The 16,539-nt window shown below is 61.8% G+C and carries 16 protein-coding genes; 11 read left to right on the top strand and 5 right to left on the bottom strand.

Going from position 1 to position 16,539, the window contains the following annotated elements; translation table 11 throughout:
- The 4 genes from repC to HPQ62_RS14460 form a co-directional block, all read right to left on the bottom strand.
- A partial coding sequence (repC, locus tag HPQ62_RS14445) for a plasmid replication protein RepC (RefSeq protein WP_174803281.1) occupies positions 1–907 on the bottom strand: 907 nt, incomplete at its 3' end.
- 198 nt (positions 908–1,105) lie between these two features.
- On the bottom strand, positions 1,106–2,110 hold the full coding sequence (gene repB, locus HPQ62_RS14450) for a plasmid partitioning protein RepB (RefSeq protein ID WP_174803282.1): 1,005 nt from the start codon (positions 2,108–2,110) through the stop codon (positions 1,106–1,108).
- Positions 2,107–3,324 carry a plasmid partitioning protein RepA gene (gene repA / locus HPQ62_RS14455; protein WP_174803283.1) on the bottom strand — a complete coding sequence of 406 codons (1,218 nt, stop codon included), beginning with the start codon at positions 3,322–3,324 and terminating at the stop codon, positions 2,107–2,109. Before repA ends, repB begins: the two co-directional genes overlap by 4 nt.
- A 688-nt stretch (positions 3,325–4,012) precedes the next feature.
- The gene (locus HPQ62_RS14460) at positions 4,013–4,669 is read right to left on the bottom strand and encodes a GntR family transcriptional regulator (protein ID WP_174803284.1); all 657 of its coding nucleotides are present in this window, start codon (positions 4,667–4,669) and stop codon (positions 4,013–4,015) included.
- 635 nt (positions 4,670–5,304) lie between these two features.
- Here HPQ62_RS14460 and HPQ62_RS14465 point away from each other — a divergent pair.
- The 3 genes from HPQ62_RS14465 (at position 5,305) to HPQ62_RS14475 (ending at position 7,475) form a co-directional block, all read left to right on the top strand.
- Entirely contained in the window at positions 5,305–6,288 is a 984-nt protein-coding gene (locus HPQ62_RS14465; RefSeq protein WP_174803285.1) for an AraC family transcriptional regulator, read from the top strand.
- 66 nt (positions 6,289–6,354) lie between these two features.
- Positions 6,355–6,768: an MbcA/ParS/Xre antitoxin family protein gene (locus HPQ62_RS14470; RefSeq protein ID WP_174803286.1), complete on the top strand. Its 414-nt coding sequence runs from the start codon at positions 6,355–6,357 to the stop codon at positions 6,766–6,768.
- A gap of 2 nt (positions 6,769–6,770) precedes the next feature.
- Positions 6,771–7,475 carry an RES family NAD+ phosphorylase gene (locus HPQ62_RS14475; protein ID WP_174803287.1) on the top strand — a complete coding sequence of 235 codons (705 nt, stop codon included), beginning with the start codon at positions 6,771–6,773 and terminating at the stop codon, positions 7,473–7,475.
- A 15-nt stretch (positions 7,476–7,490) separates the two neighbouring features.
- Here the strand turns inward: HPQ62_RS14475 and HPQ62_RS14480 are convergent, their stop codons facing one another.
- Positions 7,491–8,384, bottom strand: coding sequence for a LysR family transcriptional regulator (locus HPQ62_RS14480; protein WP_174803288.1), 894 nt, complete (start codon positions 8,382–8,384; stop codon positions 7,491–7,493).
- 115 nt (positions 8,385–8,499) lie between these two features.
- Between HPQ62_RS14480 and cuyA the strand changes: the two genes are divergently transcribed.
- The 8 genes from cuyA to HPQ62_RS14520 all read left to right on the top strand — a co-directional run bounded on the left by cuyA (position 8,500) and on the right by HPQ62_RS14520 (position 16,386).
- Complete coding sequence (gene cuyA, locus HPQ62_RS14485) at positions 8,500–9,519, top strand: D-cysteate sulfo-lyase (protein ID WP_174803289.1); 1,020 nt, start codon at positions 8,500–8,502, stop codon at positions 9,517–9,519.
- A 21-nt stretch (positions 9,520–9,540) separates the two neighbouring features.
- Positions 9,541–10,743 (top strand): DegT/DnrJ/EryC1/StrS family aminotransferase, encoded by a 1,203-nt coding sequence (locus HPQ62_RS14490; RefSeq protein WP_174803290.1) that lies wholly within the window; start codon positions 9,541–9,543, stop codon positions 10,741–10,743.
- Position 10,744: 1 nt separating this feature from the next.
- A complete protein-coding gene (gene cuyB, locus HPQ62_RS14495) occupies positions 10,745–11,440 on the top strand; it encodes a cysteate racemase (RefSeq protein WP_174803291.1) in 696 nt (231 codons plus the stop codon).
- A gap of 89 nt (positions 11,441–11,529) precedes the next feature.
- Positions 11,530–12,516: a taurine ABC transporter substrate-binding protein gene (gene tauA / locus HPQ62_RS14500; protein WP_174803292.1), complete on the top strand. Its 987-nt coding sequence runs from the start codon at positions 11,530–11,532 to the stop codon at positions 12,514–12,516.
- A gap of 64 nt (positions 12,517–12,580) precedes the next feature.
- Entirely contained in the window at positions 12,581–13,369 is a 789-nt protein-coding gene (locus tag HPQ62_RS14505; protein WP_174803293.1) for a taurine ABC transporter ATP-binding protein, read from the top strand.
- Between the two features lie 65 nt (positions 13,370–13,434).
- On the top strand, positions 13,435–14,262 hold the full coding sequence (locus tag HPQ62_RS14510) for an ABC transporter permease subunit (protein ID WP_206678093.1): 828 nt from the start codon (positions 13,435–13,437) through the stop codon (positions 14,260–14,262).
- A 49-nt stretch (positions 14,263–14,311) separates the two neighbouring features.
- Positions 14,312–15,619 carry a histidinol dehydrogenase gene (gene hisD / locus HPQ62_RS14515; protein WP_174803295.1) on the top strand — a complete coding sequence of 436 codons (1,308 nt, stop codon included), beginning with the start codon at positions 14,312–14,314 and terminating at the stop codon, positions 15,617–15,619.
- A gap of 5 nt (positions 15,620–15,624) precedes the next feature.
- On the top strand, positions 15,625–16,386 hold the full coding sequence (locus tag HPQ62_RS14520; protein WP_174803296.1) for an alpha/beta fold hydrolase: 762 nt from the start codon (positions 15,625–15,627) through the stop codon (positions 16,384–16,386).
- Positions 16,387–16,539 lie beyond the last annotated feature (153 nt).

Consider the following 16,539-nt stretch of genomic DNA (forward strand, 5'->3'; position numbering starts at 1 on the left):
CATCGAGCACCAGTGCCAGCGGCAATTCGCGCTTCGGCAGGGTGTGGAGGTTGTCGGTTTCCGCGGCGCTGCCGCTCGCTTCTGTCTTTTCTCCAAAGCCGTATTCAGATTCAAATTGGGATTCTGGGTTTGAATTCTGTTTGTGGCGCGCAGAATGAGACTCATTGGCGTTCATATTTTCCGAATTGACGTGGAATTCCAATGTGTCGCGCACCTCTTCATGCAGAAGCGAAAGCGCATCGCAGATATCCTCTGCCGTCGTCAGGTCAGGCATCCTCGGAAGCCGGTCGATGATGGCGCGGTAAACCTGGCTCATCTTCGCCCAGTCGCCAGCAACCCCCTCGTCAAGCGCTGCCTCGATCATCTTGACGATGTCGCGGCGCAGAAGCGTCAGCCGCTCGCGCGCGCATTTGAGCGCCTGCCGTTCGGCAGCAATTGTCTCGGCGAGCGCCGCAAACTCTTGCGCCCGCGCGACAAGCGGCGACAGATCAAAACCATAGGCCTGCTCCACCTGCCCTCCCCTGCCCTTTCTGGCAAAGCGCTTGCCGTTCGGGCTGTCGCGGCGGATGATCAGCCCGCAATCGACCAGGACCGCCAGATGGCGCCTGAGCGTTGCCGGCGAAATGCCGTTGGCGCGCGCGATCAGCTGCTCGTTCGACGGCCAGACGACAAAGCCCGTCTCGGCCGAGAGCTCGTTTTCGGGATAGAAGGTCAAAAGCGCATTCAGGATCGCAAGGCCGCGATCGCTGGCGCCAAGCGCTGCCCGCGCCGCGCGCACATTGTGGAACAGTTTCCACTTGTTCGCCCGCGCGCCTTCCGGTACCGCCCGCGCCGCCTTCTGGGCAGAAAGCATCGCAAGCGTCATCGGCCGCCGCCCGAAGGGCGTCGTCGTCATCGCATGTTCCATGGGTTCACCTTTCAAAAAGGCAAAAGAATCCACCCCTCCCCCACACCAAATGCGAGGAAGCCTCTTGACGGATACGAACGGAAATGCGAATCAGTAGGTGCTAAGAACTTATCGGCTTCCGGACGCTTGTCGTTTGGGGGCCTTTTCTTTTGTCTGTTTCTCTCCTTTTGCTGCCTCGGTTTTCAGGTCGTTCCGATCTCAATTCTTGCGATCGGAGCCGGCCCTTGATGAAAAATACTCCGCAGCCAGATCATCCATCCGGTCGGTAAGCCAGGCGGCGAAATCCCGCTCTGCTCCCGCAATCGAAATGGTCGTCCCGGATGCGGATGTGGAAATACGGCCGAGCGCGCGGCCATTGCTGACGAGCTCGCGCACAGAAGCCTCCGCCCGCGTTTCTTCTCCGCCGCGCGCGATACGCGCTGCAAAATCGATACGCCTCGATGGATCCGCTGCCTTGAAAGCCGGACTTTCGAGACCGCCACGGATCCGCGCCACGGTTTCATCCCCACCCTTGAGGCAGAGATCGGCAAGCGTCATCCACTTCGGCCGACCGACGCCCTTGGCGCGCCCGATGGCAAAGATGATATCGTGCGGGATGGCATTCGCCACCTTCAGCATCAGCGAGATCGGCGTCTTGGACAGCCCAAGCACGGGCTCGATGGCAACGCTGGAGAAGCCGGCTTGCCTGAGCTGTGCGGCCCACAAGGCCTGCTCGATCCATGTCAGGTTCTCGCGCACGCCATTTTCGAGAGACTGCTCGACAAGCAGCTCCCGGTCGTCGAGCGGTCGCACGAAGGCACGGATCGTGACCTCGGCCGGCGTCTTGCTTTCTGCGGCAAGAAGGCGGACAGCGGCAAGCCTGCGATGGCCATAGGCCAGCTGATAGCGGCCCTCGGCCTTCGGATGGGGCCGCACCAGGACCGGCATCTTCTGCCCTTCGGCCCGGATCGATGCGGCAAGGTTTTCGATTTCCTCGGTGGTTTCGCCGTCACCGGCAAAGCGATCCTGGTAGGGCGAGGCATCGATTTTTGACGGATCGAGCACGATACTGCTTGATTCCGACAGTGAATTCAGTGCCTTGCCGACATTGTTGACCACGGATGAACCACGCCTCGCGCGCGAAAGCGGCGAGACCGGCGGCTGCTCGGACGGTTTCTCGTCGGCGCTCGCCTCTGCCATCATCTTCAGAATGTTCTTTTTCATGGCGCCCTCCCCCACACGGTCTGCAGCAGAGCCAGAATTTCACCATTCACATTGTCGGCGCTTTCGATCGCCCGTTTCAGGGTTTCCCGGCCGACCTCGCCGCTTTCAAGCTCGTAAAGCGACTTCTTGGCAACGCCGGCGCCGGCGATGGCCGTCGATTCGATCGCCTCGTAGACCAGCACGTCATTCTCGAACAGGCGGCGCATCACGCTTGCCATGTATTTCTGCGGACCGTCATTCGGATTGACCCGGGTCATCAGGAATTTCAGGAAATCATGGTCGAACCGCGCGCCGAACTGGGCCAGCGTGTCGGCAAGATCCGAAATCATGATGAGAAACTGGTTGCAGGAGGCAACATCAAGCATCGCCGGATGAACGGTGACGATGAGGCCGGTGGCCGCATAAAGGGCGGCAAGCGTGGAATAGCCGAGCGAGGGCGGCGTATCGAGCACGACGAAATCATACTGATCTTCAACGGATGCGATCGCATTCTTCAGCCGCTCGAAGAACAGGCCAAGCGCATCACGTTCGCGCTGGGAGAGGTAGGCTGGCGTATCGAACTCGAAATCCATCAGCTCCAGGTTGCCGGGAACGAGATCGATGCCGGGGAAATAGCTTTCGCGGATCACCTCGGAAAGCGGCCGGCGCTCATTGTCATAGCGCAGGGCTGCATAAACGGTTTCGTTCTCGCCGACATCGAATTCCGGCTGCAAGCCGAAGATCGACGTCATCGAGGCCTGGGGATCAAGATCGATGCAGAGCACGCGATAGCCCTGAAGTGCCAGATAATGCGACAGATGGATCGACGTGGTGGTCTTGGAACTGCCGCCCTTGAAATTCGCGGTGGCAACGACCTGCAGCTTCTCCCCTGCCCGACGCCGCGGCCAGAGACGGATCGCGTCGTCCGGGCGCCGGTCGGCCAGAAACTGGCGCAGCTCGCCGAGCTGTTCGACCTGATAGATGCGGCGGTTGTTGTCCGCGCGTGTCGGCTGAGGGCCCTTGCCATCAATCGTCATTGCCCGCAATGTGCTTTCCGGCACATCGAGCAGCTTGACCAGATCGAGCGTCGAAAAGGTGCGCGTGAACTGCTTGCGCGCCTCCGGCGGATAGATGCGATGGCGCATTGACTGCAGCTCCGCCGACAGCCTTTCGGTGTAATCCTCGATCTTTGCCGCGGTGTCGCCGATCGGGCTATATGCGGCTGTTTCGTTCATCTGACGGTTTCCTGTCCGAAATCACTTCATTTGCGTCAACGCTGCATGACTCGTTCCGATTCTGCAAGGTATTTTTCGTTAATGAAAGGTTAATGTCAGATGCTCACAGAGATGAAAAGGCCCGTATTTGCAGTATTTCCGCGCGACCGGGTCGCACTTTGTTTCGGCACGAGCCGCAGCAATGGGCTTCTGCATACTATACTGTCTCACGCTTCTGACGGAGCCGGCACTGCCAGAAGATAGCCTACGATGCGCGTTGGTCCGTGCATACGCCCATCGCGGCGCGGGCCTGAAGCGGTCCTACGGCGGGTGTTTCACGTTCAGGCCCCTATCAAGGATACAGGCGGCCGCGCAAGCCGGGCAAAGCAAGTGTGTAAAAGTAGGCCCCTCGCCCCGCGCGAACGCAATCATGAAAGAGGCGATTGTGCGCCTTGCGGACCGCGACGCCTGCTGAAGCGGATGAAAGCTGCCACGGTGAAAAAGTTTTCAATTGAAAACACGCCGATTGCCGTTGGGTCACCTTCGCTCGGTGTCGAAAGCCGAACGCTTGAATATTTGTCGCGGGTGACCGCTACCCATCCGCCTCTACCGACCTCCGCAGTACGTTGCACGCCACCGTCTTTCGCTTTCCTCTGCGGGAGTTTTCAATTGAAAACTTTTGCGCGTTTTCACACTGGGCACACGCCGTTCAAGCGGGCTTCTTGCCACGCATGCTCGCGGCCCGGAAAAAGGAAAGGGGCCGATGCAGATGTTCATCCACAAGCTGGCGAAGGGCGTCTCGATCTTCGGCAGCGATCGCTTTGATCATCGCATCATGCTGTGCCGTCTCTGCCTCCCGAAGACCGCTGTCGTTGAAAGCAGCGCGATGGACGGCGTGACCCGGTCGGGCGTATCGAAGGATGGCATCAACCAGTTGGCGGCTGCCTGCGGCACGATAGAGCGTCTCATGAAACAGCATGTCGAGCCGAAAGGCCGCCACCGAATCCAGGTCGCGCGACGCCCCCCGATGGCGGCCGGCAATCTGTCTGAGGGTCGCTAGCTTGCCGGCGCTCACTGGGAAGGGGAGCCGAGCGATTGCCTGCCGCTCGAGACACAAGCGGATCTCGACGATCTCGGAAAGCGCATCCGGCTGCAGGCTGAACACCCGCATGCCCTTGCGGGGCTCGAGATTGGTGAGGCCGTCACGCTCCAGCGCAGCAAAGGCGCGGCGGACGGCATGCCGGGTTGATGCTGTCTGCGCCATGACATCGTCTTCCACGAGACGAGCACCAGGGAGCCGATGCCCCGACAATATGTCCGCCTCCAGAACATCATAGACATGCTGCCAGTTTGGCGACCTCGTCATTGCATCTCGCCTTTTTGGCTTCGAACCGGAGTTGGCTGGGTCCGCATAGATCGTTGAACCCGATTATCGATAATATGAAGCTCAAGAAAAAGCAATTTTAATCAATGCCGTGCGTGGGGCGAAGCGTTACCGGGCAGCGGATTTCGATAGAGAAGGCGACTGCGCCAACTGAAGGGGGAGGGGAGGGGACAATTCGCGGCCTGATGCCCAGCACGTTCAAGCTTGCGCGATGCATCCCAAAAGAAACAATGCCTTTCGGCCGAAGCTCTGCAATTGAGCTTGGGGGAGGGGAGGGGCGGACAGGATGGCGATTTCGCGGCATGACGCCTCGGGATTTCTTCGGACGAGTATAGCTGAAGGCTCATTCCCGGGAGGAGAACCCTGCTTGCCAACATTCCAGGGCAAACCCTCCTTTCGTTCTACCAGCAATTCCCTCGCGCAATTTCCGCCGGCGCCAAGTCGGCGCTCTCGCCAGCGGCCCGCCAACGAAACCGGCCCCGAGAAGATTGCGAATGGATTTTCCCTCCACTTTATGCTTAAATCAATTCCAGACGGCCTTGAACGCCTTAGCCTCGATTGCGCAGCATGCGCTTGGCGAACATGGCCTCAATTCGACATCCGAGGGAAAACCGTCGATGATCGATGCGCCTGCAATACCCCTCAAGGATCACGGCCTGGTCGATACCCGCGCCGTCGATGAGGCGCGCGATGCGATCGGACGCATCTTCTGCCCGCATTTTCTCAGCGTTCAGGACCAGGACGGGGGCGCGTTTCATGCCGTCCATAACGCTGTCGAACAGCCTGGCTATTCCGTTAACTTCGTTTCCTACGGCGCCAAGGTCGAGATCGATCCAGGCGAGCTTTCCAACTTTTTCCTGCTGCAGCTTCCGACGGCCGGGAAGGCCAATGTCCGCTGCGGCAGCAGGATTGCGGAAGTAGAGGCGGGGAGGGGCGGCTCGCTGCTCTCCCCCACGCTTGCCTCGCGGATGGTCTGGGGCGAGGGCTGCGAAAAGCTGATCGTGCTGATGCGCCGCCGCGCCGTGGAGGACTTCTTCGAGAGCATGACCCACCGCGTTACCGCACCCATCGAGTTCGTCCCCGCAGTCGATCTCACCACCCCGATCGGCAAAAGCATCCTGTCGCATGTCAGGCTGATGTTCGAAGCGGCCGAAGGCGGCGGGGCCGTGCCGGATCCCTACCGGGTGATGCTGCGCGATGGCCTGATATCGCTGATGCTGACCGGGCTATCGAGCAACCGTTCCGCCTTGCTGCAGGGCCCTGTCGCAGCCGCCGGCCCGCTTTCGGTGCAGAAGGCGGAGGAGTTCATCAACGCGCATGCCGCAGACAATATTGCGATGGCCGATGTCGCGGCTGCGGCCGGAACACCCCTGCGCACGCTGCAGGAAGCCTATCGCAAGGCGCTCGGCCACACCCTCTCCGAGGGCGTCCAGAAGGCAAGGCTTGCTCTGCTGCGCTCGCTCCTGACAAAGCCGTCATCGTCTCTCACGGTTGCAGATGCCGTGCTGGCATCGGGTTTCGGCCATCTGGGTCGCGCGGCCTCTGCCTATCGCACCGCCTACGGCGAAACGCCTTCAGAAACGCTCCGCAGGGTGCGTTGAGGCTGATAGCCTTGCCTTTTGGCGGAATAACTCCTATATGTCGCCATATGACAGACGGAGCGAGATATGCCGCACCTTCAGATGATCGAAAAAACCGCCTTTCGTTCAGCCGCGCCCGAAATCACGGATGCGGAGGGCGAAGCCATGGCGCGGGCGGTGGTCAATCTCTTCTCCCGATGGGGGGTGAGCGATCACGAGGCTTGCATTCTGCTCGGGGGCCTTTCGGCCCGTACCTTTGCACGCTGGAAGACCGGAGAAATCGGCCGCGTTCCGCGTGACCTGAAGGCCCGGCTTTCGAACCTGATGGGCATCCACAAGGCGCTGAGGATCATCTTCACCCAGCCACAGCGGGCTTATGACTGGGTGCGCCGACCGAACGAGGCCTTTGGCGGCTCCTCGGCGCTTGCTGTCATGCTTGCCGGGGAACTGACCGACATCATGCGCATCAGGCGTTATCTTGACAGTGTTCGGGGCGGCTAGGCTTGGCGCATCCAGAAAAACGCAAGGTAAGGTGGGCGAAGGCCCACCGGATCGTCCGGTCGCGCTTCCCGCCCATCGATCTGTTCGAGGATATCGCCGACCCGGCCGACTGGGATGCGATCCTTTCCGCCGAGGCGAAGACCAATCCGCGCATCAGCGAAAGCGTCGGCATGCTTGATCTGGTGCCGCCGGCACGGCGGGTCGCGGGCGAGGGCGCCTCGTGGGCCATGGCGCCCTTCGTGCACACCTCGCCGGATCGCCCGAGCCGTTTCAGCGATGGCACGTTCGGCGTCTACTATGCAGGCGACCGGATCGAGGTCGCACTGTTCGAGACCATGCATCACCATGCCGTTTTCATGGCCGCAACCCGCGAGCCGCCCGGCTGGACATCCGATTTCCGCGAGCTTGTCGGAACGCTCGATGCCGATCTTCACGATGTCAGCAATGCCGAGCGTTTTGCCGATCTCTACCATCCCGATGACTACGCCGCGCCGCAGGCGCTCGGCGCAGCCCTTCACGCGCAATCGGCAGACGGCATTCTCTACCGCAGTGTCCGTTATCCCGAGGGACTTGCCGTTGCGCTGTTCTTTCCGGATGTGGCCGGCATTCCGGTCCAGGGCCAGCATTTTTCCTATTACTGGGATGGCCAGACGGTAAGCCAGGTCCGGAACCTGAACTCGCGCGACGTCTTTTCGGTTGTGCTTTGAACGACGGACGCCTTCTCAACGCGCCGCGTTGATTTCCGCCCAGAGCTTGTCCTGAACAGCCGTGTGCGCGCCTGCAAGCCGCACTGCCGCCACCGCCAGCGTGGTATGCGGCAGCACCTCGCTGAGATTGAAGATCAGACCCGCACGGATCGCATCCGTGGCAATGCTTTCAGGCACCCAGGCAACCCCGACACCCCTGATTGCAAACTGGAGTGCGGCAAGCGTCAACGCGGTCTCGACCTTGCGATGCACGAATTCGCCGCTCTTGATCTGCGGCATCACCTCTTCATTGAAGATCCTGCCGAGAAAGGCGTCGCCCGGATAGGCGATCACCGGCAACTCGCCGCGGGCATAGCTGTCGTTCAAGAGCCCCAGGCCATGGGTGGCAAACACCGGGATGAAGGCCTCGGGGCCAAGATTGACCCGCTCGAGATAGTCTTCCGTTTCTTCCGCGGCTTCGGCCTGCGACTGGTAATTCAGCAGAAGATCGGCCTGCTTGGTCATCAGCAGCGCCAGGCATTCATCGCGGTTGGCCGAGCGCAGGCGCACGCTGACATCGAGATTGCTTGAAAACCCCTCGATGATCTTCGGCGCGCGCGAGGTGGTGATGGCGTGCTGGCTGGCGATGATGATGCGGTTGCTGGCCTCGCGTCCCTGCCGCCGCAGTTCGTAGAGCAGATCCTTCATGCCGTTGACGAGCCGCTTGATCTCATCCTGCTGCGCGGAGATCGACGGCTTCAGCCCAACCGGCTTGCGCTCGCGGTCGAACAGTTCCGCGCCGACGAAATCCTCGATCGCGCGGATCCGGCGCGAGAAGGCCGGCTGGGTGACATTGCGGCGGGTCGCGGCGGCATTGAAGGAACCTGTCTCCACCACCGCCAGAATATCCTCAAGCCATTCCAGACGCATCGCGAAACCTCTTAACATGCAGTTTGTGCATATTATCCCGCGTAATCGGCATTTGATCAAGCAAAAGAAATGCGCAAGATTTGATAACAGGCAATTTTATCAAGGTTGGTTTTCCATGCATCTCGCTCGTTTCCCTCGCGTTCACCTCGCCCACCTTCCGACGCCGCTGGAGCGGCTCGATCGTCTGACGGCGGAGCTTGGCGGCCCGGAAATCTGGATCAAGCGCGATGATTGCACCGGGCTTTCGACCGGCGGCAACAAGACCCGGAAGCTGGAATTCCTGATGGCCGAGGCGCAGGCGATGAAGGCAGACGTCGTGATGACGCAGGGCGCCACCCAGTCCAACCACGCGCGCCAGACGGCTGCTGCTGCTGCACGGCTCGGGATGGAGTGCCACGTTCTTCTGGAAGACCGTACCGGATCGAACGACCCGAATTATAACGCAAATGGCAATGTCTTCCTCGATTACCTCCATGGCGCGACGGCCGAAAAGCGCCATGGCGGTATGGACATGAATGCCGAAATGGAAACCGTTGCCGACGCGATGCGCAAAACCGGCAAGACCGTCTACACCATTCCGGGCGGCGGCTCGAATGCCACCGGGGCGCTCGGCTATGCGAATTGTGCACTGGAACTCGTCTACCAGGCCAATGAGCGTGATCTCGTCATCGACCACCTCATCCACGCCACCGGCAGCGCCGGCACCCAGGCCGGGCTGATCGTCGGCCTCAAGGCGATCAATGCGCAGATCCCGCTGCTTGGCATCGGCGTGCGCGCGCCGAAGCCGAAGCAGGAGGAAAACGTCTACAAGCTTGCGCTCGCCACCGCAGAAAAGCTCGGCTGCCCCGGCGTCGTCAGCCGCGAGGATGTGGTCGCCAATACCGATTATGTCGGCGACGGTTACGGCATCCCGGCGCCCTCGACCATCGAGGCGATCGAAATTTTCGCGCAGCTCGAGGGCATTCTTCTTGATCCGGTCTATTCGGGCAAGGGCGCCGCCGGCCTGATCGATCTTTGCCGCAAGGGCACATTCCGGAAGGGTGAAAAAATCGTTTTTCTCCACACCGGCGGCTCGGCAGGATTGTTTGGCTATACAAGCGCTTTTACCTTTGATCATACTGCCGCCGTAGCCTGAGAACAGAAAGCTTTCATCTCCATGGCACCGAAACCATTTGCAGGCGCATTTACCCAGCAGGAGCCGATCGCCCCCGAAGCGATCGCCGCTGCCCTGCGGGTGCTCGAAAGCGGGCGGCTGCATCGCTACAACACGGTTGCGGGCGAGACTTCGGAAGCCGCCCTGCTGGAAGCCGAATATGCCGCCTTTCAGGGCGCCGATTACTGTCTGGCCTGTGCCTCCGGCGGCTATGCCATGGATATTGCGCTGATGGCGGCGGGCTTGAAGCATGGCGAGCCCGTGCTGACCAACGCCTTCACGCTCTCGCCCGTGCCGGGTGCGATCGTGAATGCCGGCGGAAGGCCGGTGCTGGTCGAATGCACCCGCGATCTGGTGATCGATCTTAACGATCTCGCGCGCAAGGCCGATGGCGCCCGCTTCCTGCTCATATCCCACATGCGCGGCCATCTTGCCGACATGGATGCGGTGATGGCGATTGCCGAAAGACATGGACTGACGGTCATCGAGGATTGCGCCCACACGATGGGAGCAAGCTGGAATGGCACGAAAAGCGGCAATTTCGGGCACGCAGCCTGCTTCAGCACGCAGACTTACAAGCACATGAACGCAGGCGAGGGCGGTCTCCTGACCTCGAACGATCCGGATTTCATGGCGCGCGCCATCATTCTTTCCGGCTCCTACATGCTCTACGAACGCCACGGCGCAGCGCCGGAAAAGCACTATTTCGAAGCGGCACGGCTTGAGACGCCCAACTGCTCGGGCCGGATGGACAATCTGCGCGCCGCGATCCTCAGGCCGCAGCTCGCGGTCCTTGGCCGCAACATCGCCCGCTGGAACGACCGATACAGGACCATCGAGACGGCGCTGAAGGCGTCCGGCCTGTTCCATCTGCCCGAACGCCCCGCCGCCGAAGACCCGGTCGGAAGCTCCATCCAGTTTCTTGCCGAGGGCATCACCGCGGACGAGGCCTGCGCCTTCATGGCCGAGGCGAAGGCGCTCGGCGTCGAGCTGAAATGGTTCGGCGATGCCGACCCCGTGGCGTTTACCAGCAATCATCACAGCTGGCGCTTCATCGCGGATCAGGCGCTGCCGGAGACTGACCGGGTTCTGTCCGGCCTGTTCGACATGCGCATTCCGCTGACCTTCAGCATCGAGGACTGCGCGCACATAGCCGAGATCATCATTCACTGCGGAACGTCGCTTCGTCTGAAAGGGGCGGCCTGAGATGCGGCGGATCGGGATTATCGGCGGCATGGGGCCAGAGGCAACAGTGCTTCTGATGCGCCGCATCATCGCCGCAACGCCGGTGGAGGACGATGCAGGCCATGTGCCGATGTTCGTCGACAACAACCCGCAGGTTCCATCGCGGATCCGGGCGCTGATCGAGGGGCGGGGCGAAGACCCCGGCCCCGTGATTGCCGGCATGGCGCAAAAGCTGGAAGCTTTCGGCGCGGAAGCGCTTGCCATGCCCTGCAATACGGCACACCATTATGCCGATCAGGTGCGCGCAGCCGTGTCGATCCCCTTTATCGACATGGTGCAGCTATCGATCACGAGCGTCTCGTCCGAAACCCGGCCTGGTGCGCGCATCGGCATGCTTGCCTCGCCTGCGGTACGCCTTACCGGCGTGTTCGACAAGGCGTTCGCGGGCACGGCGCGCACGCCGCTTTATCTGTCGGATGATGCAGCGCTCCTGTCGCTGATCCGCCACATCAAGATGTACGGCGCGGATGAGACGGCGAGATGCCGGATGGCGGCGCTCTCGCGCGCACTTCTGGGCGAGGGCGCGGACTTGTTGCTGATCGCCTGTTCGGAATTGTCGCTGGTCTGCGAGGCTGTCGATCCGGACGCCGTCGCGATCGACACGATCGATCTTCTGGCTGAGGCCTGCGTCGCGTTTTCGGCCGGGCGGATGACTTGAGAGAATACAAGCTGAACACGCAATGCGGGGAGCAGTGTCAGCATCAAGAACAACAATAACCCCGCCTGAAACCAAATCTGGAGAGTGGAATGTTGAAGACCCTTATGACTGGTGCCATCGCAGGCACATTGACGATCCTGATGAGCGGAGCGGCTTTTGCCGAAACGATCATTATCGGCCATTTCGGCAACCCGACGCCGATGCAGCTTCTGGCCTCCTCGGATGCCGTTGAAAAGGCGACCGGCTGGGATGTGGAATGGCGCAAATTCGCCTCCGGCACGGATGTGATCGCCGCCATGGCCTCCGGCGACGTCGTGCTGTCGGAACTCGGCTCCTCGCCGCTTGCGATCGCGGCAAGCCAGGGCGTGGATCTGCAGATGATCGCCTTCTCCGATGTGATCGGCAAGGCGGAATCCCTGATCGTGTCCAATGATTCCGGCATCAAGACGCTCGCAGACCTGAAGGGCAAGCGGATCGCCGTGCCGGTGGGCTCCACCGCACATTTCTCGCTGATGGGTGCGTTGAAGCATGAAGGCATCGCCGAGGGCGACGTCACCATCATGAACATGCCGCCGGACCAGATCGCTGCCGCCTGGGAACAGAACGCCATTGATGCAGCCTGGATCTGGCAGCCCGTTCAGTCCGAAATCCTGAAGACCGGCACGCTCCTGATCGGTGCGGACGAAACGGCAGCCTGGGGCTACCCGACCTTCGACGCTTGGGTGGTCAACACCGAATTCGGCGAGGAGAACAAGGACAAGATGGTAGCCTTCCTGAAGGAAGTCGACAGCGTCAACAAGGCCTATCTTGCCGACCCTGCCAAGTGGACAGCCGACAGCGAAGAGGTCCAGACGCTGGCGAAGGCCACCGGCGCCGATCCGGAACAGGTGCCCGGCATTCTGGAAGGCTTCGCCTTCCTGCCGCTTTCCGAACAGGTCAGCGCAACCTGGCTCGGCGGCTCGGCAGAGACCGTGAAGGGCACGGCCGAGTTCCTGAAATCCGCCGGACGTATCGATTCCGTTGCCGACGATTATACGCCGTTCGTCAACGCCGATTACGCCGAAGCCGCCAAGTAAGCCCGGCACTTTCCACGCAACGCCCCCGGTTCTGCACAATCCGGGGGCAGATGGGATTACGATCATGGTGTTGGAAATCAACAGTGCGTCCGTCGTCTATCCATCCGCCAGCGGCAACGCGCCGGTGGAGGCGCTCCGAAAGGTCGAACTGTCGCTCGGCGAAGGCGATTTCGTCGTCGCCCTCGGCGCTTCGGGCTGCGGAAAATCGACGCTCCTCAACCTCATCGCCGGGTTTCTCTCGCCCACGAGCGGGGAAATACTGCTGGACGGCCACAAGGTCGAAGGCCCCGGCGCCGACCGCTCGGTGGTGTTTCAAAAACACGCGCTGATGCCCTGGCTGACAGTGCGGGAAAACGTCGCATTCGGTCTGAAGCTGCAGGGCCGCCCGAAGGCGGAACGCGACGCGATCGCCGAGAAGTTCATCGCGCTCCTTGGCCTCACGGGCTTCGAACAATCGCCGATCTATGCGCTGTCTGGCGGCATGCAGCAGCGCATCGGCATTGCGCGGGCGCTGACATGCGATCCACGGGTGCTCCTGATGGACGAACCGCTCGGCGCGCTCGACGCGCTGACGCGCGAGAAAGCCCAGGAACTCATTCTCAAGATCTGGGACAACACCAGAAAGACTGTGTTCTTCATTACCCACAGCGTCGAGGAAGCGCTCTTCATGGGCACGAAGCTGATCGTGATGTCGCCGCGTCCCGGCCGCATCACCCACCGCTTCGACCTGCCCTTTTCACGCCAGTTCATCGAGGGTGCAAAAGCGCGCGAGGTCAAGGCTTCGCCCGAGTTCATCAAACTGCGCGAGGAGGTGCTTTCCATCATCTTCGCCGATGAGGAAGACGCGGCATGACCGACATCACCAAAACCAAGTCTGAAGCGGGCGCCGCGGCCCGGCCCGCCAAGAAAAACACCAGCCTGTTCGCGCGCCTTTCCAAGGGAAGGGCGACACGGCCCGGCGAAACCTATGGCGTCCCGGGTTACGGCGACACCATGATCCTCAGCATCGTCACCATGGTGATCCTGATTGCAATCTGGTGGGCCGTCACCGCGCTCGGTCTGGTCAAGCCGCTGTTCGTGCCGTCGCCTGTCGCAATCGTCGGCAAGTTCTTCGACACCATGCAGAACGGGTTTACCGGCACGCCGCTCTACGTCCATATCCTCATTTCCGCAGCCCGCGTCTTCGGCGCGTTTCTGCTGGCCTGCCTGATCGGCATTCCGCTTGGTCTTGCCATGGGCATGAGCCCGATGATCCGGGGCATATTCGACCCGCCGATCGAGTTCTACCGCCCGATCCCGCCGCTCGCCTATCTCCCGCTGATGATCATCTGGTTCGGCATCGGCGAAACCTCGAAGGTGCTGCTGATCTTCCTGTCGGTGTTTGCGCCCGTGGCGCTCGGCGCCCGCTCCGGCGTGAAATCGGCCGCGATCGAACAGATCCACGCCGCCTATTCCTTCGGCGCCAGCCGCTGGAAGGTGATGCGCTACGTGATCCTGCCCGCAGCCCTGCCGGAAATCCTGACCGCCATGCGCATCGGCATCGGTTTCGGCTGGACCACGCTCGTCGCCGCAGAGATGGTCGCCGCCACCAAGGGCATCGGCTACATGGTGCTGTCGGCCTCGCAATTCCTGCAGACGCCGACCGTGATCATGGGCATCATCGTGATTGCCGCCATTGCCTACGGCTTCGACATGCTGATGCGCTTTCTCGAACGCAGGCTGGTGCCTTGGAAGGGCAAGGCCTGACAGCCCTGCCGCCATGCCATGCCATATTCCGCAATGAAGGGGGTCACCCGTGCCGCGTACCTATCTGAAGAAGGCTGACAAGACCGCTGAAAGCGACGCAGCCTCCGTCACCGGTCTTGTCCAGACCATTCTCAATGAGATCGAGGCGGGCGGCGAGACCGTTGCCGAAGCCTATGCAGCGAAATTCGACCGTTATGGCGGCAATATCGTCGTCACCCGCGACGAGATCGAGGCTGCGGCGGCAAGCCTGCCGCAGAAGCTGAAGGATGATATCCGCTTCGCCCATGACAATATCCGCCGCTTTGCCGAGGCCCAGAAGGCGACGCTGAGCGAAACGGAAATCGAGATCGCACCCGGCTTCTTCGCCGGCCAGAAGATCATCCCATGCCAGGCGGCCGGCTGCTATGTGCCCGGCGGGCGCTACAGCCATGTCGCCTCGGCGATCATGACGGTCACCACCGCCAAGGTCGCAGGCTGCGGCCATATCACTGTCGCCTCGCCCCCGCGTCCGGAAACAGGCGTTCATCCGGCCATTCTCTATACCGCCGATCTCTGCGGCGCAGACAGTATCCTCGCCATGGGCGGGGTGCAGGGGGTTGCTTCCATGGCCTTCGGCCTGTTCGGCCAGCCGAAAGCCGATATCCTCGTGGGCCCCGGCAACCAGTTCGTGGCCGAGGCCAAGCGCATCCTGTTCGGGCGTGTCGGCATCGACATGTTCGCGGGTCCCACCGACAGCCTGGTGATCGCCGATCAGAGCGCCGATCCGGAAATCGTCGCCGCCGATCTCGTGGGCCAGGCCGAGCATGGCTACAATTCCCCGGTCTGGCTCGTCACCGACAGCGCGGTGCTCGCCGAGCAGGTGATGGCGATCGTGCCGCGCCTGATCGACGCCCTGCCGGAGCCCAACCGGGCAAGCGCCGAGGCAGCTTGGCGCGACTATGCCGAAGTCATCGTCTGCGACACCCGCGAGGAGGTGGCAGCGACCGCCGACGACTACGCGCCCGAGCATCTGAGCGTCCAGGCAGAAGACCTCGACTGGTGGCTTTCGCGGCTCACCTGCTACGGCTCGCTGTTCCTCGGCGAGGAAACCACGGTGGCCTACGGCGACAAGGCCGCCGGCACCAATCACGTCCTGCCGACATCGGGAGCGGCGCGCTATACCGGCGGCCTTTCGGTTCACAAGTTCCTGAAGATCGTGACCTGGCAGCGCGCCAGCCGCGAGGGCGCAAAGCCGGTGGCACGCGCCACGGCCCGGATCTCCCGGCTTGAAGGCATGGAAGGCCATGCCCGCACCGCCGATATCCGGCTTGCGAAATATTTCCCCGGCGAGAATTTCGACCTCACGGCTGTCGAGTAGGCATCATGGATCCCCTTGTCTGTCGCACGGAGGGAGACGGCGCGCCTCTGGTGCTGGTTCACGGCTATCTCGGCGGGGCGGGAATGTGGGAGGGCCAGTTCTCGGCCCTTTCCGGCCACTTTCACTGCATCGCGCCAAACCTTGCCGGGTTCGGGGCAAGCGGCCATATCGAGGCGCCCGAGAGCATAGAAGGCCATGCCCGGATGGTGCTTGAAACGCTCAATGCGCTTCGCGTCGAGCATTTCCATCTGCTCGGCCACTCCATGGGCGGCATGGTGGTTCAACAGATGGCGACCATGGCGCCGGAGCGGATCGACAGGCTGATCCTCTACGGGACGGGTCCCGTCGGCGTTCTGCCCGATCGGTTCGAAACGATCGAGACCTCGCGCCGGCGTATCGCAAGCGATGGCCTAGACGCCACCGCCGCCCGCATCGCCGCGACGTGGTTCGTGAAGGGTTCGGCAGCCGAGGGCTATGCGGTCTGCCTTGCCGAAGGCCGCCGCGCCAGCCTGCAGGCAGCCCTTGCAAGCCTTACCGCCTGGGAAAACTGGGATGCAACGGCCGCGCTGCCGCAATTTCGCATGCCGACGCTGGTGCTCTGGGGCGACGGTGACCGCTCCTATAGCTGGCGCCAGCCGGAAATGCTGTGGCACAGCATTCCCGGATGCCGGCTCGCGGTGGTGCCGGGCTCAGCGCACAACGTGCACATGGAAAAGCCGGAAATCTTCAACCTCATTGTCAATGACTTCCTGAGGGCAGAGGACTGACCTGCCATCTGGATGGCGCCTGCCATCTTGCCATCACGCGCGTCCTTCCCTACATTGATCGCAAGAGAAATGCTCGTCCCTTTCAAAGGCGGCTTGATCAGGAAACCGCCGGATCGCAATCGCCTGGAGCCCCCCTCTCGGGTGTCATGCTCG

It is taken from the genome of Martelella limonii (assembly GCF_013344475.1).
Lineage (GTDB): Bacteria > Pseudomonadota > Alphaproteobacteria > Rhizobiales > Rhizobiaceae > Martelella > Martelella limonii.